General features: G+C 44.9%; 18 protein-coding genes. 5 read left to right on the top strand and 13 right to left on the bottom strand.

Features of this window, described 5'->3' with window-relative positions:
- Nucleotides 1-175 precede the first annotated feature (175 nt).
- Nucleotides 176-1,492 (bottom strand): xylose isomerase, encoded by a 1,317-nt coding sequence (xylA, locus tag PAENI_RS07690; protein WP_042131068.1) that lies wholly within the window; start codon nt 1,490-1,492, stop codon nt 176-178.
- Between the two features lie 376 nt (nt 1,493-1,868).
- Between xylA and PAENI_RS07685 the strand changes: the two genes are divergently transcribed.
- Both PAENI_RS07685 and PAENI_RS07680 read left to right on the top strand, forming a co-directional pair.
- Complete coding sequence (locus PAENI_RS07685) at nt 1,869-3,029, top strand: ROK family transcriptional regulator (protein ID WP_149644879.1); 1,161 nt, start codon at nt 1,869-1,871, stop codon at nt 3,027-3,029.
- 215 nt (nt 3,030-3,244) lie between these two features.
- Nucleotides 3,245-3,445, top strand: a complete 201-nt coding sequence (locus PAENI_RS07680) for a hypothetical protein (RefSeq protein WP_042191897.1) — start codon at nt 3,245-3,247, stop codon at nt 3,443-3,445.
- 265 nt (nt 3,446-3,710) lie between these two features.
- On the opposite strand, the gene PAENI_RS07675 is transcribed toward PAENI_RS07680, so the two are convergent.
- The 6 genes from PAENI_RS07675 to deoC all read right to left on the bottom strand — a co-directional run bounded on the left by PAENI_RS07675 (nt 3,711) and on the right by deoC (nt 11,282).
- Nucleotides 3,711-3,944: a glutaredoxin family protein gene (locus tag PAENI_RS07675; RefSeq protein WP_042191899.1), complete on the bottom strand. Its 234-nt coding sequence runs from the start codon at nt 3,942-3,944 to the stop codon at nt 3,711-3,713.
- 69 nt (nt 3,945-4,013) lie between these two features.
- Nucleotides 4,014-4,955, bottom strand: coding sequence for a thioredoxin-disulfide reductase (gene trxB / locus PAENI_RS07670; RefSeq protein WP_042191901.1), 942 nt, complete (start codon nt 4,953-4,955; stop codon nt 4,014-4,016).
- Nucleotides 4,956-5,111: 156 nt separating this feature from the next.
- Nucleotides 5,112-7,076 carry a heavy metal translocating P-type ATPase gene (locus PAENI_RS07665; protein ID WP_149644878.1) on the bottom strand — a complete coding sequence of 655 codons (1,965 nt, stop codon included), beginning with the start codon at nt 7,074-7,076 and terminating at the stop codon, nt 5,112-5,114.
- A gap of 635 nt (nt 7,077-7,711) precedes the next feature.
- Nucleotides 7,712-8,788 carry a hypothetical protein gene (locus tag PAENI_RS07660; RefSeq protein ID WP_149644877.1) on the bottom strand — a complete coding sequence of 359 codons (1,077 nt, stop codon included), beginning with the start codon at nt 8,786-8,788 and terminating at the stop codon, nt 7,712-7,714.
- 211 nt (nt 8,789-8,999) lie between these two features.
- On the bottom strand, nt 9,000-10,292 hold the full coding sequence (locus PAENI_RS07655) for a homocysteine synthase (RefSeq protein WP_042131076.1): 1,293 nt from the start codon (nt 10,290-10,292) through the stop codon (nt 9,000-9,002).
- A gap of 312 nt (nt 10,293-10,604) precedes the next feature.
- Complete coding sequence (gene deoC, locus PAENI_RS07650) at nt 10,605-11,282, bottom strand: deoxyribose-phosphate aldolase (RefSeq protein WP_143759565.1); 678 nt, start codon at nt 11,280-11,282, stop codon at nt 10,605-10,607.
- A 322-nt stretch (nt 11,283-11,604) separates the two neighbouring features.
- On the opposite strand from deoC, the gene PAENI_RS07645 reads away from it, so the two are divergent.
- A complete protein-coding gene (locus PAENI_RS07645; RefSeq protein WP_042191906.1) occupies nt 11,605-11,946 on the top strand; it encodes a hypothetical protein in 342 nt (113 codons plus the stop codon).
- A gap of 10 nt (nt 11,947-11,956) precedes the next feature.
- The gene (locus PAENI_RS07640) at nt 11,957-12,949 is read left to right on the top strand and encodes a ketoacyl-ACP synthase III (RefSeq protein ID WP_262495550.1); all 993 of its coding nucleotides are present in this window, start codon (nt 11,957-11,959) and stop codon (nt 12,947-12,949) included.
- 128 nt (nt 12,950-13,077) lie between these two features.
- Here PAENI_RS07640 and PAENI_RS07635 read toward each other — a convergent pair whose 3' ends face one another.
- The 6 genes from PAENI_RS07635 to PAENI_RS07610 all read right to left on the bottom strand — a co-directional run bounded on the left by PAENI_RS07635 (nt 13,078) and on the right by PAENI_RS07610 (nt 19,383).
- Nucleotides 13,078-13,911 carry a prohibitin family protein gene (locus PAENI_RS07635; RefSeq protein ID WP_042191910.1) on the bottom strand — a complete coding sequence of 278 codons (834 nt, stop codon included), beginning with the start codon at nt 13,909-13,911 and terminating at the stop codon, nt 13,078-13,080.
- A 105-nt stretch (nt 13,912-14,016) separates the two neighbouring features.
- Entirely contained in the window at nt 14,017-14,790 is a 774-nt protein-coding gene (locus PAENI_RS07630; protein ID WP_149644876.1) for a hypothetical protein, read from the bottom strand.
- Between the two features lie 187 nt (nt 14,791-14,977).
- Nucleotides 14,978-15,976: an LLM class flavin-dependent oxidoreductase gene (locus PAENI_RS07625; RefSeq protein WP_149644875.1), complete on the bottom strand. Its 999-nt coding sequence runs from the start codon at nt 15,974-15,976 to the stop codon at nt 14,978-14,980.
- A 21-nt stretch (nt 15,977-15,997) separates the two neighbouring features.
- Nucleotides 15,998-16,480 (bottom strand): Rrf2 family transcriptional regulator, encoded by a 483-nt coding sequence (locus tag PAENI_RS07620; protein WP_149644874.1) that lies wholly within the window; start codon nt 16,478-16,480, stop codon nt 15,998-16,000.
- Between the two features lie 190 nt (nt 16,481-16,670).
- Nucleotides 16,671-18,110, bottom strand: coding sequence for a SulP family inorganic anion transporter (locus PAENI_RS07615; protein ID WP_410477460.1), 1,440 nt, complete (start codon nt 18,108-18,110; stop codon nt 16,671-16,673).
- Between the two features lie 196 nt (nt 18,111-18,306).
- The gene (locus PAENI_RS07610; protein ID WP_076285501.1) at nt 18,307-19,383 is read right to left on the bottom strand and encodes a bifunctional 3-deoxy-7-phosphoheptulonate synthase/chorismate mutase; all 1,077 of its coding nucleotides are present in this window, start codon (nt 19,381-19,383) and stop codon (nt 18,307-18,309) included.
- 680 nt (nt 19,384-20,063) lie between these two features.
- Between PAENI_RS07610 and PAENI_RS07605 the strand changes: the two genes are divergently transcribed.
- The gene (locus PAENI_RS07605; RefSeq protein ID WP_149644873.1) at nt 20,064-20,609 is read left to right on the top strand and encodes a glutathione peroxidase; all 546 of its coding nucleotides are present in this window, start codon (nt 20,064-20,066) and stop codon (nt 20,607-20,609) included.
- The last annotated feature ends 160 nt before the right edge of the window (nt 20,610-20,769 follow it).

The raw sequence follows: 20,769 nt of genomic DNA, 5'->3' as shown, positions 1-20,769 counted from the left end.
TACGTTGAACTACTTCGAATAAAACTCGCTTCGTAAGCATCCACTTAGATTTATGAGCGTTTTCTAGAATATCTTTGTACAAAAAGGGGGCTGCCGAAGAATGCTCTCTTCAGCAACCCCCGTTGCATTTGTTCAAACTGGATTCAAAGCCTAAGCTTCAAGCTCCCTGTAAAGACTACTCAGCCAAGATGTATTGGTTAAGGGTAGCTCTCAGGTATTCTTGACGTCCGGATTGGTTAGGACGCGGGTTCTCATTGTTCAATGCATATTCAGCCAAGGAAGCCAGAGTTGCTTTGCCGGATACGATGTCCGCACCAACGCCTTCATTGAAGCTGCTGTAACGTTTTTCAACGAAATCTTCGAATACGCGATCTTCGATCAATTTAGCAGCTACTTTCAAGCCTTTTGCATAAGTATCCATACCAGCGATATGTGCTAGGAACAGATCCTCAGGCTCAAAGGAAGGACGACGTACTTTAGAGTCAAAGTTGATTCCGCCTTTGCCAAGACCATCATTCTTGAGTACTTCATACAGTGTAAGTGTTGCATCGTAGATGTTAACTGGGAATTCATCTGTATCCCATCCGAGCAATGTATCACCTTGGTTAGCATCAAGCGATCCGAGCATGCCGTTGATACGAGCTACACGAAGCTCATGTTCAAAAGTATGACCTGCAAGCGTAGCATGGTTAGCTTCAAGGTTCAGCTTGAAGTGCTTGTCGAGGTTGTATTTTTGTAAGAAAGAGATCGTTGTTGCTGCATCGAAATCATATTGATGTTTCGTAGGCTCTTTTGGTTTAGGCTCGATCAGGAATTGACCGTCAAAGCCGATTTCCTTAGCGTAATCTACAGCCATGCTGAACAGACGAGCAATGTTGTCTTGTTCAAGACCCATATCTGTATTCAGCAATTCTTCGTAACCCTCACGACCGCCCCAGAATACATAGTTGCTAGCACCCAGACGTTTACCAACTTCCAGACCCTTCTTCACTTGTGCTGCTGCATGTGCGAAAACATCAGCGTTAGGTGTAGAACCTGCACCGTGCATGTAACGTGGGTTAGTGAACATATTAGCTGTATTCCACAACAATTTCTTGCCGGAAGTCTTCATGCCTTGTTCAAGGATATCAACGATAGTGTCGATGTTGCTGTAGAATTCACGCAAAGATGCGCCTTCAGGTGCGATATCTACATCATGGAAGCAGAAGTAAGGCAGATCCATCTTGTCCATAAATTCAAATGCTGCTTCAGCGCGAGCCTTAGCTTTGTCCAGACCGTTCAATTTGTTCCAGCTGCGAATTGCTGTTTCAGCGCCAAACGGATCAGAACCGCCAGCAGTTAATGTATGCCAATAAGCCATTGCAAATTTCAGATGTTCTTCCATAGTTTTGCCGGCTACGACTTCTTTAGGATTGTAAAATTTAAATGCGAAAGGGTTGGTGGAACGGCTTCCCTCGTAAGAGATTTTGTTCACTGTCTCAAAATAAGCCATTGTGTAATCCTCCTCAATTTGTGCTTCGCCCGCAAGCGTTTACAGGATCATCTTAACACATCTTTTAGACTTTGTATATTGGTTAAACAAAGTTTTGATAAGTTTTTTATGTCCATTTTTTGGGACCCTGTCTAGCCTCCTCTCTCCTCTTCCCAAATATAGGAGATCCCTATTGGAAAATTTCCTCTAGACGCTATGTATTGCAATTTGCAGCGCATCACTCTAGACTAAGTGGCATACAACAAATGGGAACTATGCCAAGCTAAAACGCCTTTAGCGTCCTTTTAAGGACGGTAAGCGTTTATGCGAGAATTATAAGGAGAAAGTATACCGTGAAGCTTATACTTTCTTATAATTTAAGAAGGATGTGTGATTTGTGAAGGTTACTGGAGACCAAGCGCTGGTCAAAAAAATAAATAAATCGATTGTACTACATACCATTCGAAGACACTCTCCACTCTCGCGCGCGAAGGTCTCAGAGATGACCGGACTGAATAAAGCTACTGTGTCCAATTTGGTAGCTGAGCTGTGCACGCAAGAACTGGTAACTGAAGTCGGACCTGGGGAATCAAGCGGTGGCCGCAAACCGTTAATGCTGCATTTTAACACGATGGCTGGTAGTGTAATCGGCATAGAATTACGGGTAAAGCAGCTAACAGCGGTCTTATGTGATCTGAGCGGGGGCATTCTTTACGAAAGCGATTTCTCCTTAGAAAACCATGATTTTCCTTACGTTCTGGAACAAATGAAAAAACTTATCTCAGGCTTGATTATCAACGCTCCAGAATCCCCTTACGGCATCGTCGGCATCGGAGTAGGTGTCCCCGGGATGGTGGATGAAAATGGTGTTGTACTCTTCGCTCCCAACCTTGGCTGGGAAATGGTCGAGCTGCGAGCGATACTCGAAGCTGAATTTTCCGTTCCTGTCACCATTGATAACGAAGCGAACGCGGGTGCACAGGGTGAACTCAACTTTGGAGCGGCACGAGAGGTAAGGCATCTCCTTTACATCAGTGCGGGATCAGGGATTGGATCTGGAATTATTATTGGTGGAGAGTTATACAAGGGTGCAAGAGGATATGCCGGCGAAACCGGACATATGACGATTGAAGCACAAGGCAAGCCTTGCAGTTGCGGGAGTCGTGGCTGTTGGGAGTTATATGCCTCTGAGAAAACTTATGATAATCCCGATCTCTCCCTCCCTGCCCATACTACGCCAGAGTTGGTTCGATATGCAGCCCGCGGGCAAGAAGACGCCCTGCATCACTTCTCAACGATGGGTGAATATCTCGGTATCGGGGTGACCAATCTAATCAATAGCTTCAATCCAGAGCTTATTGTGATCGGTGGGGCATTGTCTGAGGCTGAAGAATGGCTAGGCGAACCGCTGCGCCGGGTTGTAGCTGAGCGTACTCTTCCTTACCATAAGCAGCAACTCCAAATTACATTCTCTAAGCTCGGCAGCCGTGGAACGATGATCGGCGCAGGTTTCTCTGCTGTTATGCATTTCCTGGGCGATATTCGGGTGACCCTATAATCCATAACGGTAAGCGAAGCGTTTATGTGAGAAATATAAGAATAATTTATAGCGTGGAACATATACATTCTTATATTTTGAAATAATTGACGTAAAATTGACGCATTTGAGTGAATCAAAAGTGCAGTAAAAAGAACAGAAATCCTATATAATAAAGGTCAAGCTAGTGTGACATTTATCACTACAACCCCTTTTTTGAAATGGAGAGCGAGTCCATGACCTATGTTGATACGTCTGATATCTCGGCACAGATGTTCATCACTGTGTTGCTTTTTCTGCTCATTATTGCCCCTTTGATCAGCCTCGGCGTGCTCCGTTTTTTTCAAGCTAAAAAGAAATCAGGATTCATTCTTATTGGCAGCGGCGCTGCTGTATACGTGCTATTTCAGCTCATTACATCTTTCACTCAAACCTAAACTCTACTTCTAGATCTACTTTCATAAAAATAGTCTGCGCACAGATGCGTCAGACTATTTTTTGTATGCTAAAGCTCGCAGGTATTTTATACTTTCTTATATTTCAAAAAAGACCGCCTCCTAATCGGAAGCGGTCCATTACAATTTCCTTACGGAAATCTTATTTAACAAGAAGAAACGACTTTATCGTCCTATTAAGACGACATCGGTTCCTCGTAGAAATATAAGGATATTATAGTTGTGCAGCATATAAATTCTTATATTTTTAAACAGTCGCGAGTGCTTTGTCGAACTGAGTTTTGTTCATGCCAACAATTTTATGCTCACCGATTACAGTTACAGGAATAGCCCTCACTCCCATGTCCCATACTTGCTGCGCAAAATCATCGTTCTGCTCGACATTGCGTTCTTCGTAGGATACGCCTTTTTCGCTTAAAAAGCTCTTTACCTGACGGCAATGCGGGCAATTTGTTGAGGTATATACAATTACATTCTCCATGGTATGACCTCCTATAAAAGATATACAGTGATGATATCAATTGTAGCAATGAGGGTTTTTCAAACCAAATTATAGAATAACTGCACTGTGCTCCAAGCTTTCGATATATTTCTCCGCATCCATAGCTGCCATACATCCACTACCTGCTGCAGTAATCGCTTGTCTGTAACGAGTATCCTGTACATCACCACATGCGAACACACCTGGGATATTAGTTTCGGAAGTGCCTGGGTTCGTCATGATATAGCCATCCGCATTGGTTGTGATCTGTCCACCTAAGAAAGAGGTATTAGGGTGGTGGCCAATCGCAACAAACACGCCGCTTGCTTCGATGATTTCTTCTTCACCAGTCTCGTTGTTAAGCACTTTTAGTCCATTGACGCCTCTCTCGCTCGAAGTCACTTCCAGAGGAGTACGGTTCAAGTTCCAGTCTACTTTAACATTAGCGCGTACACGATCCTGCATGATCTTCGAAGCACGCAATTCTCCACGACGGTGCACCAAAGTCACTTTGGAAGCAAAACGAGTCAAGAAACCCGCTTCCTCAAGTGCGGAATCTCCGCCACCAACAACCACGATCTCTTTATTACGGAAGAAAAATCCGTCACAGGTAGCGCAGGTGCTCACACCGCGTCCTACGTTATCTTGCTCCCCTGGGATACCGAGGTATTTTGCTGTAGCGCCTGTGGAAATGATCAATGTATCTGTAGTAAGAACACCCATTCCTTCAACATTCAGCTTAAAAGGGCGCTCTCCAAGTTCTACACTGTTCACCCAGCCCGTACGGAATTCTGCACCAAAACGTTCAGCTTGTTTACGCATATTATCCATCAAGTCAGGGCCCATGATTCCTTCAGGAAATCCAGGGAAATTCTCCACTTCTGTAGTTGTGGTTAATTGTCCACCGGGTTGAGGTCCTTCGATGACTAGTGGGTTCAAATTGGCACGAGCCAAATAGATAGCGGCGGTTAATCCTGCCGGTCCAGTACCAACAATTATTGATTTATACATATCTATGTCCTCCTTGAGCTAAACGGCAATGACGTCGCTTCTTATTTAAAATAATTATAATGTAGTGTTAATTATGATAACTGAAAGCAAATATGTCAATATGCCAGACTCCCAAGTTCCGAAACTATTTTGTGAACAATTTAATTTCAAAAAATATTATCGCAATAATCTTAGTCCATTTAGAATCACTAATATCGTACTGCCTTCATGCCCTATCACGCCAAAAGGAAGAGCGATCCCTTGCACAAAGTTGCTGACCATAAGCACTGCAATCACAGTCACAGCAAAAATCATATTTTGCTTCACAATACGCTGCGAACGACGCGCCAATGATATCGTTGAAGCGATCTCTTCTATATTATCATTCATAAGCACTACATCGGCTATTTCAAGTGCTGCGCCGCTTCCTTTCATGCCCATCCCCATGCCTACGGTTGCTGTCGCCAAAGCAGGTGCATCATTCACACCATCACCTACCATAACAACGTGACCATACTTTTCACGTAGTGCTTTGATATGCTTTACTTTATCCTCCGGTAATAGATCGGCAAATACCATATCCACTCCAGTAGTACCTGCAATAACCTGAGCTGTAGCGTCACGGTCACCGGTAAGCATTGCCACTTTAATCCCCAGCTCCTGCAGCTTACGCACTGCGGTTTCTGCTTGTGGGCGAACCGTATCCTGTAAAGCAATCATTCCGGCAATTTGCTCACCGTCCAGAATGATGGAGACGGTCTTCCCTTCTTCAGCCAACTGCTGCCGCTTAAGTTTCCAATGCTCTAGTTCAGGATTCATAGCAGATGGAGTCAGCTCATCGAGCAAATTAGACTTTCCGATTCTCCAGAGATGTCCGTCGATTTGACCTTCAATTCCCCAACCTGTGATGGTTTTACTGTCTTCTACTCCCTGTAGCGCTAAACCTTCCTCTTCTGCTTTACGCACAATCGCTTCCGCCAGTGGATGACGGGACATATGCTCAATGGATGCGCTAACCGTTAGCAACTCTTGCCGACTGTAGCCTTCACCTGCAATAAAATCAGTTACCTGAGGAGTTCCCTCTGTAAGCGTCCCTGTCTTATCGAATGCCACAACCGTTGTGCGTGCCATATTTTCCAGATGGACCCCGCCTTTAAACAGAACCCCTTTTCGCGCACTTTTGGAGATGGCTGACAGCATCGCTGGCATAATGGAAGAGACCAGAGCGCAAGGTGATGCTACTACTAGAAAGACCATCGCTTTATAGAAGGTTGCGCTCCAGCTCCAGTCCAGCAAAAACGGTGGAAGGATAATCAGTGCCACTGTGGAGGCTACGACAACCCGTGCATAGATGGCTTCTAGTCTTTTAATAAAACGCTGGGAGTTAGGAACTTCCGTCTCTGCCTCTTCTACCATTTTGATGATTTTAGCAAAAAGGGTGTTCTCAGCTGCTTTCGTTACCTCAATATAAAGGGGTCCTTCTCCATTCACAGTGCCTGCAAAAACCTCGCTACCGGCACATTTCTCTACAGGAACCGATTCTCCCGTAATGGAAGCCTGATCTACTGCCGATTCCCCCCGATATACCTTGCCGTCTGCCGGAATTAAATCTCCCGGGCGCACAAGCAGCAGATCTCCGATCACCAGCTGGTTAATATTAACCTCATTCATACTTCCTTTTTCAATGCGCATAGCCGTAGCCGGTTTGAGTGCCATCAGCGAGGAAATATCCTTTTTACTACGTTCCATCGTATAACTCTCTAATGCTCCACTGAGTGCAAATATGAAAATAAGCATAGCACCTTCATTCCAGTATCCAATGGAAGCTGCGCCTAGTGCGGCTGCAATCATTAATAGGTTCACATCGAGATCTCGTTCTTTGACGAGCGTTTCTACGCCTTCCTTTGCCTTGTTCCAGCCACCAATCGTATAAGAAATGACATAGAGCGCTATGGAAAGAATTTCTGACCATCCACCAACTGACCAAGCAAAAAGCATAAGCAGTCCGCTGCCCAGTGCAGCCTGCATTTCAGAATTGCTGAGCATGGCACGCGGATCGAATCGGCGCTTTGGAGCGCCTGGCTTCTTCATGCTGCCAGAGATAGATGACTGCTTGGGTAAATGTTTTGATGTTGCTTGCATAATAATCGCCGTCCTTTAAAGTTTTGTGGAGTTTTACTTCATTGACTCTACTTCGCAACAAAACTTGCTTTGTGAGCATACGCTTTGTTTTGTGGAGCCTAACTTCATTGGTTTTTCTTCGAAACAAAACTTAGTTCGTGAGCATACGCTCTATTTTGTGGAGTTTTGCTTCTGCCAAGTGAGAATGAGAGCCATTATTAAGACCCCTAAAATGACACATGCTGCCCCGGCTTAGCCGGGACAGCATGATTGATAACTATAGGTAGTGAGAATGATAATCATTGTTGCAATAGTACAACTATATTTCCTTAGCGCAACTTATATTTTAATCATACCACCAGGAATTAAAAAGTAAAGCCTATCTATTCAGCTAAACGCCATTTATTTCAGAATATGTGTTAGCTGCCCGTTTAGTGGCGAATTTTATCTAGAAGTTCTGTTGAAGAAGGAGCTCCCAACCATAAATTACAGTGATCATTCAATAACGAAGAGCAATGATTCTCTAATAATAAAGAGCAGTGATTCTCCAATAACGGCAGAATCACTGCTCTTTTGTCTTTTTATCGAGTCTAAATGAAACGAATCGTCTTATTAGAAGAGAAAGCGGCTTATGTGACAGCCGCTTCGTTGTTGTCCTACTGCCTTCCACCGGCGGCAGTATCCAGTGTTTCCTGCTGTCTGGCGATCCAGATCAGACAGGCTGCTCTAAGCAGCGCTTCGGTCCGCTGACCTGCGCTGCAAAAGATCCCGCTGAGGCCGATCTGATACAGATCGGCCAAAGCCGACGCCGCCGGAGTCCCCGCGGCGAGAACTACCGCCGCCGGCTTCACGCTCCGCACGGCGGCAAGGATCTCCCCCGCCGCCAGGGCGAAGCCCTCTGCGGCGGCCCCTTCCGGCGCGAGCTCGCTCGCCGCGCCGTCGAGCACTAGGAAATCGGCGATGCGCGCGATTTCCGCGGCGGCGGAGGGCTCCACATCGGGCGCGATCAGCGCCCCGATGCGGCACGCCGCCGCATAAGCGTGGCCAAGTGTCTGATCGGCCACGACCTCGATGAATTCGCGCTTTGCGGCGAATTCGGCTCCGCTTGCGGTGTAGGCGACCAGCAGGTCAAGGCGGCAATCGCCGCCTTGACGCTGGCTCTCCGCCACCGCAGTAAAAAGCGCTTCGAGCTGCGCGTCCTGAAGCGCGGTGAGCTTTGCGGGCTGAGCCGCAAGCTCCTCTGGATGCAGCAGGGTGATGGCTGCCCATTCACCATCCGGCGATTCCAGCAGCGCTGTGGTCGCTGCCTGCAATCGATAATAAATCCGCTGCAGCATTCGATTAGCCTGCAGCTCATCTTCACTGGATAACCAGTTCTCATAAAGACAGAACAATTCAGGTTCAAGCAGCCATTCCTCACTTCTTATCAGACAAGGTCCAGCTTGAACGGATCTTGTTCCTTCTCTTGCAGTAGGGCGCTCTTCACGTTCTTCTCGTCCTTCACGCAGCACTAAGAAGGCCGACTGTTCTCCAGGACGCTTAAAATAAGAACGGTTCAAAGGTTCTACGACATCCTTCTGCTCTACTCCGGTGATAAATTCTGCGGCAGCGGAGGCAACGGATCCGGCTTGGCTCATTTCCATCCCAACAGCCCGATCACCGACCTTATACATGAACTTGAACGGGCGCTCTTCACTACTCCGAAAACCATCCTGCTGACGTTCACCCTTCATCTTCGCACCCACCCTTTATCTTTGGATTGCTGCCGGTACGCCTAGTAAATAAACATCATGCCACCGACATCTTATTACCACACTTATAAATACGGGAACCTCCCATGAAATATGCAAGCGTTGCCAAATCATATGAATAATTAGCCTTATTAAATCACAAAAAAAAGGCATCGCCGCATAGCAGCAGATGCCTTCCTTGAACTTCATTGTTCTATTGTTGACTGGCGGCAATGGCCTGTTCCAGATCATAAATAATATCATCAATAGATTCCGTACCAATCGATAAGCGGAGCAATTCCGGAGTTACTCCCGCTGTGGTTTGCTCTTCATCCGACAGCTGTGCATGTGTTGTGCTTGCAGGATGGATAATCAATGACTTGGAGTCACCGACATTCGCCAAATGCGAGAACAGCTTCACATTTTCAATCAGCTTGCGTCCCGCAGCACTTCCACCTTTAATACCGAAGGTAAGGATCGCGCCTTGACCTTTAGGTAAATACTTTTGCGCTAATTCATGAGATGGATGAGTAGGCAGTCCAGAATAACTTACCCATTCTACATCTGCGTGTGCCTCCAAATATTGCGCAACCTTTAGTGCATTCTGGCTGTGACGTTCCATCCGCAAATGGAGTGTTTCGAGCCCTTGCAACAGCATCCAAGAGTTAAATGGTGAAATAGAAGCACCTAAATCGCGAAGTAATTGAACGCGGGCTTTGATAATATAAGCAATCGGTCCAACAGCTTCCGTATAAACAACGCCATGATAACTTGGATCAGGCTCTGTAAGTCCTGGGAACTTACCGCTTGCCTTCCAATCGAACTTACCACCGTCTACAATAATTCCACCGATAGATGTACCATGCCCGCCGATGAATTTAGTTGCCGAATGAACAACGATGTCAGCTCCATGCTCAATCGGACGCAGTAAATATGGACTTGGGAACGTATTATCCACAATAAGAGGAATTCCATGTTCGTGTGCGATCGCTGCAACGGCTTCAATATCTAGTACATTCCCCTGTGGGTTACCAATGGTTTCTGCATACAAAGCTTTGGTTTTATCATTAATCGCAGCACGGAAGTTCTCTGGATTATCCGAATCCACAAAATGCACCTTAATGCCAAGCTTAGGCAGCGTTGTAGAAAAAAGATTATAAGTTCCACCGTATAGGCTTGCCGCAGATACAATTTCATCCCCAGCGCCCGCAATATTTAGAATGGAGAAAGAAATAGCCGCTGCCCCGGAAGCTGTAGCAAGTGCACCTGCTCCACCTTCTAGTGCTGCCAAACGCTGTTCAAATACATCTGTAGTCGGATTCATCAGCCGAGTGTAAATATTACCGAATTCTTTGAGCGCAAACAGATCCGCTGCATGATCAGCATCACGGAATCCATAAGACGTGGTCTGATAAAGCGGTACAGCACGTGCGAAAGTAGTTGGATCAATTTCCTGGCCTGCATGAACAGTCAAAGTTTCAAATGACAGCTTACGGTCTTCTGACATAGGTATTTCCTCCCTTTATAAATAAGAATAGAAATCTTTAACAAATAATAATTGTACCCATTCTCTCATAAACGACATCATTTGAAAAGAAAAAAATCTTATTATTCCGGTGCGAATTATTATATTTTAATTTATTCAAAGGAAAGCATGTCCGATGAACATCAGATAACGCTTTCAATAAAAATTTTTAAGCCGAAGAAACATGTATAACCATATGTACCTGACACAGAACATCTACGCAATAAAAAACAGAATAGCGGCGGATAAAGCTTGTCTACCTCATCTCACCGCTACCATTTTACTTATCTTCTTTTAGTAATTGCTTTGGCTTGTTTCTCCCTTAGCAATCGCTACACCGCCGCTGGTACCAATACGGCTTGCACCAGCTTGTACCATTACATGTGCATCTTCTGCACTACGAACACCACCGGAAGCCTTCACACCCACATTAGGTCCAACCGTTGCACGCATCAGCGCGATATCTTCCTTCGTTGCCCCACCTGTAGAGAATCCTGTGGATGTTTTTACGAAGTCTGCTCCAGCTTCAACAGAAAGCTTGCAGGCGCGAACCTTTTCTTCTTCCGTTAATAAACAGGTTTCGATAATGACCTTAGTCAGTGCTTTGCCGCGAGCTGCGTCTACAACTGCTGCAATATCACGTTTAACCAACTCATTGTTCCCATCTTTCAGCGCTCCGATGTTGATGACCATATCCACTTCACCTGCACCATTAGCGATAGCATTGGTAGTCTCAAATGCTTTGGTCTCTGTTGTCGAGGATCCGAGCGGGAAGCCGATAACTGTGCAGACTTTAACTTCAGGCGTATCCTTCAACACTTCATGGGCAGTAGCTACCCAAGCAGGGTTTACGCAGACAGAAGCAAACTTATATGCTTTTGCTTCCTCTGCCAATTTAACGATATCTTCTTTCCGTGCATCTGCTTTAAGCAGTGTATGATCAATGATCCGCGATAGTGTAATTTCGCTCATTTTTGTCATTCCTCCATGATTTGGATAGTGAATTTTTTTCATCTCTGTAATCATACCAATAGAACTCTGCTTTGCAAAGTCGACTGGGCGATCAGACCCACCCTAACCTCGATTAACTCATATAAATACACTTAGAGAAGGTCATTATTTACTAAATTATCTTTTCAAGTTAATTTTATACCTTCTTGTATTTTTTAAAATATAAAGGATAATCCCCCTAAACTTTCCCATTAAAAAATACGATAATATCTATATAAATGGGTTTTTTAGCCTATTTATTTAAATTTTTCTTTCATCATATTTAGGAGGAGATCGATTTAAAATGGGAAACTTTAATTTCACCTCAAACGCTGCAGCCCAAAAACTGAATGTACAAGTAGAAGGTTCTATGTCACCGGAGGACGCCGGGCGCTTCATTCAGGAGTACAACCAAATCGTAAGTACATTTGACCCAGCACAATATGAGATCATTTTAGATTGCAAGACATTAAACGTATCCTCGCCCGACACTCTTCCTATGCTTGAGCAATGCTACATACTGTATAAAGAATCAGGATTTAAAAAAGTAACCTTCATTATTGCCAAAAGCCCTGTCCTAAAAATGCAGCTAAGCCGAGTAGCCCGGGCAACGAAATTAGAAAATTACGAAATTATTGAAGCATAGGAGGTTTCATTTGGGACATATAACCATCCGCCAAGCCGCTTATTACCATCCGGAACATGTCGTATCTAATGATTATTATCTGGAGCATTTCCAGAGTATGGGCAAGGACATTAAGCGATTCCTAGAAGTCATGGGTCGTGACCGGAGATACATCGTAAACGATAAGGATGAAAATGCCCTAACGATGGGACTCAAGGCCGCCCAAAAAGCGCTACAAGAAGCCAATTTACAAGGTGAAGATATGGATATGATCATGTTCGCTTCACAGACACCGGAATATACCTATCCTACCAACGCACTCCTGCTGCACCGCATGCTACAAGGTAAACATCGGACCATTACGCAAGATTCCAATGCCAACTGTGCAGGAATGGTGTCTGCTGTAGAGCAGACAAGTCGTTATATGCAAGCTAATCCTAGTATCCGGTACGCACTCGTCGTGGGAAGCGACTATAGCTCAGTGCACTGCAATACGGATGATGAAATTACTTACCCTAACTTCGGGGATGCCGCAGCAGCTGTCATTCTGGAACGAAGTAGCGAGCAATCAGGCTTCATTGACTCTCTTTATTACACTGATTCTGAGGGATCTGAGAATATTATGTTCCCTGCTTGCGGTTTATCGAATATTTATCACGAGGACATTACACCTGAGCAAATTCGGATACGCTGGACACCCTTTGACGGTACAGTTTGTGTAAATGCGGCGGTTGCAGACATGAAAGCACTTCTCTCAAGAAACGGCCTGACTACAGATGATATCTCTGCCTTCTGCCTTTCACAATTCTCTCTCAAAAATATCGAACTCATCCAAGAGGGTCTTGGACTTACTGATGAGAAATTCATCTATGTAGGTGACGAGTTCGGGTATACGGCTACAAGCAGTCCTTTTATCGCCTTTCAACGCGGAGTCGAAGACGGACGAATCAAACGTGGCGATTATGTCTTCTTCTGGTCGGTTGGTGCTGGTTGGCAAATCCCTACAATACTTTATCAATATTAATAGCATAAAAAGCCCTACTTCTATAGAAGTAGGGCTTTCCCATCAGAGGAGCAGATGTTGAAGCAGACAGCTACGAACTCAAACACAGCACAGCAGTTTGTGAAATAAATCAGAAATCTAATAATGAATTATTTAGTCAGGGATTGAACATCCACAAATGGAGTGGCTCCCCCTGTTACAGATGGCAGTACGCCGTTCCATTTTTCCAGCGCTTTCTCCTGAACCTCTATTTGCTTCAGCTGCACCAGCTCAGGCGTAACCTCTTGCTTCTTAAGTCTTAAAGATTCGGCTTCGGCTTGCGCCTGGGCGATCTTTTGCTTCGCTTCAATCTCAATCCGCCGGAGATCATTTTCGGCCTTCAGCGCCTGCTGCTGGGCGACCTGCTTCGCTTCAATCGACTGGTTAAACGCCTCAGAGAATTTAAAGTTAACAATGTTAATATCGTTGACGATCAGATCATATTTTGCCAGCCTAGCGGTTAAGTGCTCACTGATCTCACTCGACACTACATCACGGCGTGTAATCAAATCCTCTGCTGGATATTTGGCTGTCACTTCTTTAACGATTTCTTGAATGGCCGGATTGATAATTACATTATCAAAATTACCTCCGATATTGTTCATCAGATTAAAGGCAGAAGCCTTATTTACGGAATAGTTCACCGCTACATGTGTGGATACGGGCTGAAGATCTTTTGAAGAGGCTGAAGTATCGGTCTCCGCTTTCGTTACCTGCGTATTGACTTGAATCACCGTCTGAATAAACGGAACTTTAAAATGAATACCAGGTGACAACGTATTGTCATTTAATTTACCAAAGGTTTTGTACAAACCTACATGCCCATATTCCACAGATACAAAAGAGTTCGCGCCAATCAACAATACAATGAGCACCGCTGCAACACCGCTAACTATTTTCCCCGGTCGCAGCTGTTTCAATTTCGGATTCATTTGCATATTCATCCAATACCCCTCCTAGATTATGGATAATCATTTAAGCTTAATCGTCTATACGGAGGTTTGAGGGAATTGGTCGCAGGAAATATTTCCGCAGCAGTGGTCATGGCGTTACCGCTCTGGGATCAGTCCTTCTAGGGTCAATCGGAATCTTTTGCTCTGCTTGTCCCCGATATTAAAAGCTTCATATATTCCTTCATCCGTTAGCACTACGGAGTCCGCCTTCAAAGCATCATTAACGTAAGTTACCTCAGCGTGATCAACATTCCAGCGGTAAATGTAGGCACTCATCGGATTTCCATGCGCGGCTACACCCTCAATAGATCCATCCGCATCAACATCCAGCTCTTTGGAATGTCCGGTATCTATTTGCAGCAATCCCGAGGGGTTACCACTCTCGTCGATTAAATAATAGTTAGTGAGCGAATTATTTGCTCCTAGTCCACCGGTGATTTTCAGCACCTTTTCGCTAAAAATCCGCACCACTTCTACCTTGATATCCTCCGGCTGACGATAATTATAAGTTCCTATCGCCCCTAGACTGTATTGTCCTTTGGAAGTAGAAATGTTGGCATACACGTAGTCTTCGTCACTAGCCATCGTATACACCTTCACTTTGACTCCTCCGAAATTATCCAGCTTCTTCTCTGTAATTAAAGTAGCGCCTGTAGGTGGATCACTTAGTTGAGAGACTACGGGGATTGCATCCACCAGCTTCCACTCTAGCTTAATGAGATTTGCAGCGGTGTCCGTTGGCTTCGGTCTTGATGTGTGGTAGTCGTTAGCCGATTGAGAGGGGGATGGGTCCACCTGATGTTGGCAACCTGCCAGCAGATTCATTAGAAGCAAGGCTGTCAGCGTAACGGATTTATGTAGAGGAAACATCCTTGATCACTTCCTATCCTCTTTTTAAAATTAAATCTTTCATTAATCATAGATGAAGTTAGGCATTCAAATGTTACTTTTAGGAGGCGGTAGGGTTAATTTATTGTCTTTTGAGGGTATGCACCGATCAAAAAGCTAAATTGGCATACAAAAAACCCGCATCAAATGCGGGTTTGAGAGGAAAGAATCAAGAACCTAGCAGTTCACGCGCCAGTAGTCGGTAAACCTCTAGCCGTTTCTCCTGCGAATGCGGAATGCTGCAAATCATCGCTTCCTGAAAACCATATTGTGCTTGTTCTTCTTGCAGGCGTACGGCGATGTCTTTAACCGCACCAACCAAATGAATCTTACGGCTTTCCTTGATTGACATCCGGTCAATTTCCGATAACGATATGTTCTGAGCTTCTTCTGGTGTCAGCACCTGAGTAATTCTGCCCTTGCTCATCATCAACCGAAAAATATCCTGCGGTAATGCCTCATACTCAGCTTCTTCCTTCGTTTCTGCTGTGGTCACCATATAGGATACACTAATCTCAGGTTTGTCCATGAAGATAGAAGGCTGATAGTTATTCCGATATTGATCCAAAATCTCATTACTCATGGCACCATTAAAAAATTGCGCAAAGGAGTATCCGACTCCCATCTGTGCTGCTTTTCGCGCACTGTTGCCGCTCGAGCCTAACAACCATACCTCAGGGAGCGCCACCTTCGTTGGAGCGGCAAGATTTTTGGCATACAACTCACTTTCCGGAATCTGATCACTAAGCAGCTGCATAGTAATGCCAAGCTTATCATACATGTTATGCAGCATTAACTCGCGGCCTTCAGACAGAGCGTACATAGCACTTGTATCGCCACCAGGAGCTCGTCCCACACCGAAATCAATTCTCCCCGGGGAAAAAGCACTTAACGTTTTAAATACTTCCGCCAGCTTAAGTGGAGAATAATGCATCATCATAACACCGCCGGTGCCGATTCGAATACGGTTGGTCTTAGCGGCTAAACGGGCTGCCGTTACTTCCGGAGCCGAGCTAGCAAATGTATTTCCGCCATGGTGCTCTGCCATCCACATTCTGCTATATCCCAACTCATCTGCTAAAATAGCTAGTTCTTCTGCTTTATTCAGAGCACCTTCCGCTGTGTTACCACTTGTCACGGGTGCCTGATCCAATACGCTTAATCTCATGCAAATAAATCCCTTCTTTGGTTAGATGACCATTTTATTGCTGATCCATTCCTCTAAGGCTGCAATCTTATCTTTAAAGCGTTCACCACGCATTTCCTCCGACAACGAAGCAATAGTCTCCCGCTTTAATACAGCTTTCCAAGAGGATTCAGCTTCTTCCATCAGATTGGTTAACAGGCAGCAGCTATCTTCTTTCTCTAAATCCAACATGTCTACCAGAATACCATTGGATGAATACAGCGACTGCTGTCCTTCCACCGCAAGGTAAACGTCATATACACGAATATCTTCAGGTCTCTTCTTTAATTTAAAGCCACCTTTAATGCCGGGAACAGACGTGATGATGTCTGCGGTTACCAGCTTTCTTAACAGTTTCTGAAAATAGGTCACCGATGCTCCGAGCTGCTGGCTAATCGCTTCTCCAGACAACACCGCTTTGTCCGGCAGCATGTTAAGCAGAACCAGTGCATACACTGACTGTTCTACCCCTGTTTTCATATGCATGTACAGCACCTCGATCTACATAAATTGCTTAATACAAACTGTAGACTATACCACCCACGTATAAAGCGGATAAACATTATCCACTTTATACTTTATATCAGTTTGCACCAAAAGTAAAACCCTGCTCGTCTTCTCTTACAGTTAATATCTGCTATAAAAAAAAAGATCGCGCATATAGCGCAATCTTTTTTCATATGGATAATCCCACCCGCTGAACCAGCTGTGAGCTCTGATCATTAAGTCCGGTAATGGTGACTTTTTTGCCACGCTCGGCGTATTTGCTCATCGTCTTCGCTATGGCATGAACTGCGGATTGGTCCCACACATGAGAGTGTGAAAAATCGATAATAATATGATCGGGATCGCTATCGTAGGCGAATTCATGAATGAAGTGGCTTGTCGTGCCGAAGAACAGCTGGCCGGTAACCGCATATGTTTTGGAAGAGGCAGCTTCCTGAACTGTTAGGCGGATCGAAGCTATTTTCCAAGCAAACGTTAAAGCACTTAGCAGAACCCCAAACAAAACGCCAATAGAAAGATTGTCTGTAGCCACCACGGTGACCACCGTCACAATCATAACCAGCGCATCGCTAAGCGGAACACGGGTTAGAGATTTAAGCGAGCCCCATTCAAAGGTGCTGATACAGACCATTATCATTACGCCAACGAGCGCGACCATCGGAATCTGCTTCACCACATCGCCAAGTACGATAATTAGGAACAATAAAAAGATCCCTGATACAAACGTGGACAGACGCGTGCGTCCTCCTGACTTCATGTTAACCATTGACTGGCCAATCATCGCACAGCCTGCCATCCCTCCGAAAAAACCAGTGACTACATTCGCCAGCCCCTGTCCCTTCGCCTCTCTGTTCTTATCACTACCTGTGCCCGTAATATCGTCTATTAAGGTGGCGGTCATCAGTGATTCCAATAACCCAACTACGGCCAGCGAGAGTGAATATGGCAAAATAATAAGCAGAGTATCCAGCGTGAACGGAATCTGCGGTAAATGGAATAGTGGCAAAGTTGCTGTAATATTCCCCATATCCCCTACGGTTCTTACGTCCAGATGAAGAGCGATGCTAAGAATAGAAACTATAACAATCGCTACAAGCGCTGAGGGTACGGCTTTGGTAAACCGAGGAACCGTATAGATAATAAGCAATGTCAGAGCTACCAGTCCATACATCACCCAGCCTTGTCCCTTAAAATGGGTAAGCTGCGCCATGAAAATCAGTATCGCCAGCGCGTTGACAAACCCCGTCATGACCGGCTGTGGCAAAAAAGTGATGAATCGGCCCAGCTTTAGCATCCCCATCAATATCTGAAACACACCAGCCAGTACAGTTGCCGCGAACAGATACTCTATTCCATGCTCTAGTACGAGACTTCCGACTAATAGGGCCATAGCCCCTGTAGCCGCCGAGATCATTCCGGGTCTGCCTCCGGCAAGTGCGGTTACAATTGCAATACAGAAAGAGGCATATAAACCAACCATCGGACTTACTCCCGCCAAGATCGAAAAAGCGATCGCTTCAGGAATCAGTGCAACGGCTACGGTCATCCCCGATAAAATATCGGTTCGAGTGTTAGAAAACCACCCATTATTTAAGGTAAGCTGCTTCAAATTCTAATTTCCTCCTGTGACTAATAAGGTATATAGGCCTTTTTCAAAAAGACCCGGGGCCGGTGCAACGCTAATGTTCCTTATTGTACTCGACCCGCCTTCACCTTCACAAAAAGATTAGATAGACTTGTAAGCGCTTATTCACCTCATTTTCTAGCCAATCCTTGAAATATCATTCAAATTCTATATTTCTAGATTACCGGTATAGTCCGGAAGCTTTCACTTCATTAAAGAAGTTGTTGAACTCATCAATATTCAGCTGCTGCGCGGCATCGGACAACGCAGTTGCAGGATCAGGATGAACCTCGACCATAATACCATCGGCTCCGGCTGCGAGTGCGGCTTTTGCACAAGGGATAAGAATATCTTTGCGTCCTGTGGAGTGAGTAACATCGACCAATACTGGCAGATGGCATTCCTGCTTAAGAATAGGCACTGCTGAGATATCGAGCGTGTTGCGGGTCGCTTTTTCATACGTACGAATTCCGCGTTCAATCAACATGATTTGTGTATTACCACGAGACATGATGTATTCCGCTGCATGTATGAATTCATCGAGCGTAGCAGCCAATCCGCGTTTCAGCAGCACAGGCTTATTGACTTCTCCGACCGCTTTAAGCAGCTCGAAATTATGCATGTTCCGTGCACCGATCTGGATGATATCTACATAATCTAAGGACTCTTCAATATGTCTTGGATCTACAATTTCACTGATGGTCAGCAGACCATAATCATTTGCTGCTTCACGTAATATTCTTAGGCCGTCCATACCTAGACCTTGGAAATCATAAGGAGAAGTCCGCGGCTTGAAGGCACCTCCACGCATAACACGTACACCAGCTTTTTGCAGGGCTGCAGCTACGGTGCGGGTCTGTAGTTCACTTTCCACAGAGCAAGGACCAGCTACCATCAGTGAAGAAGGACCGCCAACAGTAACATCTCCCGGCAGAACAATCACAGTGTCTTCTTTGTGACTCTTACGCGCTACTAGTAAAGTTTTTTTATGTTCATCGGATTGTAAGTCCAGAGATGCTGAAAAAATTTGTTTGAAGAGGCTGCGGATGGTTCCGTTAGTGAAAGGTCCTTTGTTGCTCGCTACGAGCTGATCCAGCATTTTCTTTTCACGTTCTGGATCGAATTTAGGCACACCTTGCTTTTCTTTAACTACTCCAATCTCCTGCACAATTTTAGCCCGCTCGGAGATCAGCTCCAGCAATTGCCCATTAATTTCATCCAGACGACCTCTAAGAACATCCAATTCCACGTTACTCATTACCCTTCCACTCCTTCTTCTTATTTATAATTTGAAACGCAAAAAGGCCCCCCGTCGCAAGGGACGAGGAGCCGTGGTACCACCCTTATTTAGAATTAACCCTTAAACTAGCACAAAGGAATAGAAAATCGGATTCCCTCGACTAAAGATTAACTCTATCTTAAACCCGGTAACGCGGGGCGCGGGCCTCCCTACTCATACCTGTCACGACCTGTGACAAACTACTTCAGGGGCCGACTCGGAAGTGAACTTCGGCATTAATCGTCTCATGAGGGTGCTCTCAGTCTCCGGCACGCCTTCCCTGTTAAGATCCGCTATAATGCTTACTCTCTTCGTCATAGTCTTATTTATGTCAGCGCGTCTTTTGCGCTGGTTTCTGCTATCTTAATCAAAAAATGTTTCCGATGCAAGATAATAATGGAACGCTGAGTAGCTTTAACGCAATAAAATCATATGAGATACAATTATTCTTATAACAACTCGCTTGAATAGACTTTGAAGTTTGAAATAACCCATACCCATACTATTCTGCCACTGCTTAAAAGGTTCCAATCCCTCTCTATGTATGAAGTTGACAGCGATATTTTGATTGTTTACAATTAAATCATTAAAAATATTTCCTGTTCTTATTCACTGGCAGCTTTAGCGTTGACAATACATAACTGAAGGGATGTAGCAGCATGAGCATTTATCCATATACAGCACGCAGTATTCGAGGAAAAGAGATCGAACTAGAGGAATACAAAGGTAAAGTACTTTTGATTGTGAATACAGCAAGTAAGTGTGGGTTTACCCACCAATACTCCGACCTGCAAAAGCTCTATGAGCGATACGAAGATCGCGGCTTCCAAATTCTCGGTTTCCCTTCCAATCAGTTTGGGGAACAGGAGCCTGGCAGCAATGAAGAAGTGAATGTATTTTGCCAAATTAATTACGGCGTTACGTTCCCTCTCTTTGAGAAGGTTGAAGTAAAGGGAGAAAATAAACATCCCCTCTTCACTCACCTTACTGAGCAGGCTGGATTTGAAGGTTTCGACATGAACCATTCTTCAGGAAAGCTGCTTCAAAGCATGCTTGAGAGCAAAGATCCGGAAGCACTGAAAGATGACGAAGTCAAATGGAACTTTACTAAATTTCTAATTGATCGCGAAGGCAATGTAATTACAAGATTTGAATCTACTGTGGATCCGCTGGATATTGAGCCAGCGATCGAAGCACTGCTATAGATTTTTTAGATATGTACGGAACTAATGATATTAACTTAAAGCACAGTAGTCACTGCGGTGAATAATTGGACTTCCGGCCGCTGTTGTCCCCAGATTCTTGATTGAAACCGCTCTTCGCGGTGGAAATCCCGAGACAAAGAACTACATAGATTGAATTTCT

The organism is Paenibacillus sp. B2(2019), from assembly GCF_008370385.1.
Lineage (GTDB): Bacteria > Bacillota > Bacilli > Paenibacillales > Paenibacillaceae > Paenibacillus_AQ.
The sequence above is the reverse complement of the archived record's forward strand: the minus strand, read 5'-3'. Positions and strand labels throughout refer to the sequence as shown.

Excerpts from the sequence above, each read along its gene's own strand:
- xylA (WP_042131068.1), bottom strand. The coding sequence starts at position 1,492 with ATGGCTTATTTTGAGACAGTGAACAAAATCTCTTACGAGGGAAGCCGT.
- PAENI_RS07680 (WP_042191897.1), top strand. The coding sequence starts at position 3,245 with ATGACCTATGTTGATACGTCTGATATCTCGGCACAGATGTTCATCACT.
- PAENI_RS07675 (WP_042191899.1), bottom strand. The coding sequence starts at position 3,944 with ATGGAGAATGTAATTGTATATACCTCAACAAATTGCCCGCATTGCCGT.
- trxB (WP_042191901.1), bottom strand. The coding sequence starts at position 4,955 with ATGTATAAATCAATAATTGTTGGTACTGGACCGGCAGGATTAACCGCC.
- PAENI_RS07665 (WP_149644878.1), bottom strand. The coding sequence starts at position 7,076 with ATGCAAGCAACATCAAAACATTTACCCAAGCAGTCATCTATCTCTGGC.
- PAENI_RS07660 (WP_149644877.1), bottom strand. The coding sequence starts at position 8,788 with ATGAAGGGTGAACGTCAGCAGGATGGTTTTCGGAGTAGTGAAGAGCGC.
- PAENI_RS07655 (WP_042131076.1), bottom strand. The coding sequence starts at position 10,292 with ATGTCAGAAGACCGTAAGCTGTCATTTGAAACTTTGACTGTTCATGCA.
- deoC (WP_143759565.1), bottom strand. The coding sequence starts at position 11,282 with ATGAGCGAAATTACACTATCGCGGATCATTGATCATACACTGCTTAAA.
- PAENI_RS07645 (WP_042191906.1), top strand. The coding sequence starts at position 11,605 with ATGGGAAACTTTAATTTCACCTCAAACGCTGCAGCCCAAAAACTGAAT.
- PAENI_RS07635 (WP_042191910.1), bottom strand. The coding sequence starts at position 13,911 with ATGAATATGCAAATGAATCCGAAATTGAAACAGCTGCGACCGGGGAAA.
- PAENI_RS07630 (WP_149644876.1), bottom strand. The coding sequence starts at position 14,790 with ATGTTTCCTCTACATAAATCCGTTACGCTGACAGCCTTGCTTCTAATG.
- PAENI_RS07625 (WP_149644875.1), bottom strand. The coding sequence starts at position 15,976 with ATGAGATTAAGCGTATTGGATCAGGCACCCGTGACAAGTGGTAACACA.
- PAENI_RS07620 (WP_149644874.1), bottom strand. The coding sequence starts at position 16,480 with ATGCATATGAAAACAGGGGTAGAACAGTCAGTGTATGCACTGGTTCTG.
- PAENI_RS07610 (WP_076285501.1), bottom strand. The coding sequence starts at position 19,383 with ATGAGTAACGTGGAATTGGATGTTCTTAGAGGTCGTCTGGATGAAATT.
- PAENI_RS07605 (WP_149644873.1), top strand. The coding sequence starts at position 20,064 with ATGAGCATTTATCCATATACAGCACGCAGTATTCGAGGAAAAGAGATC.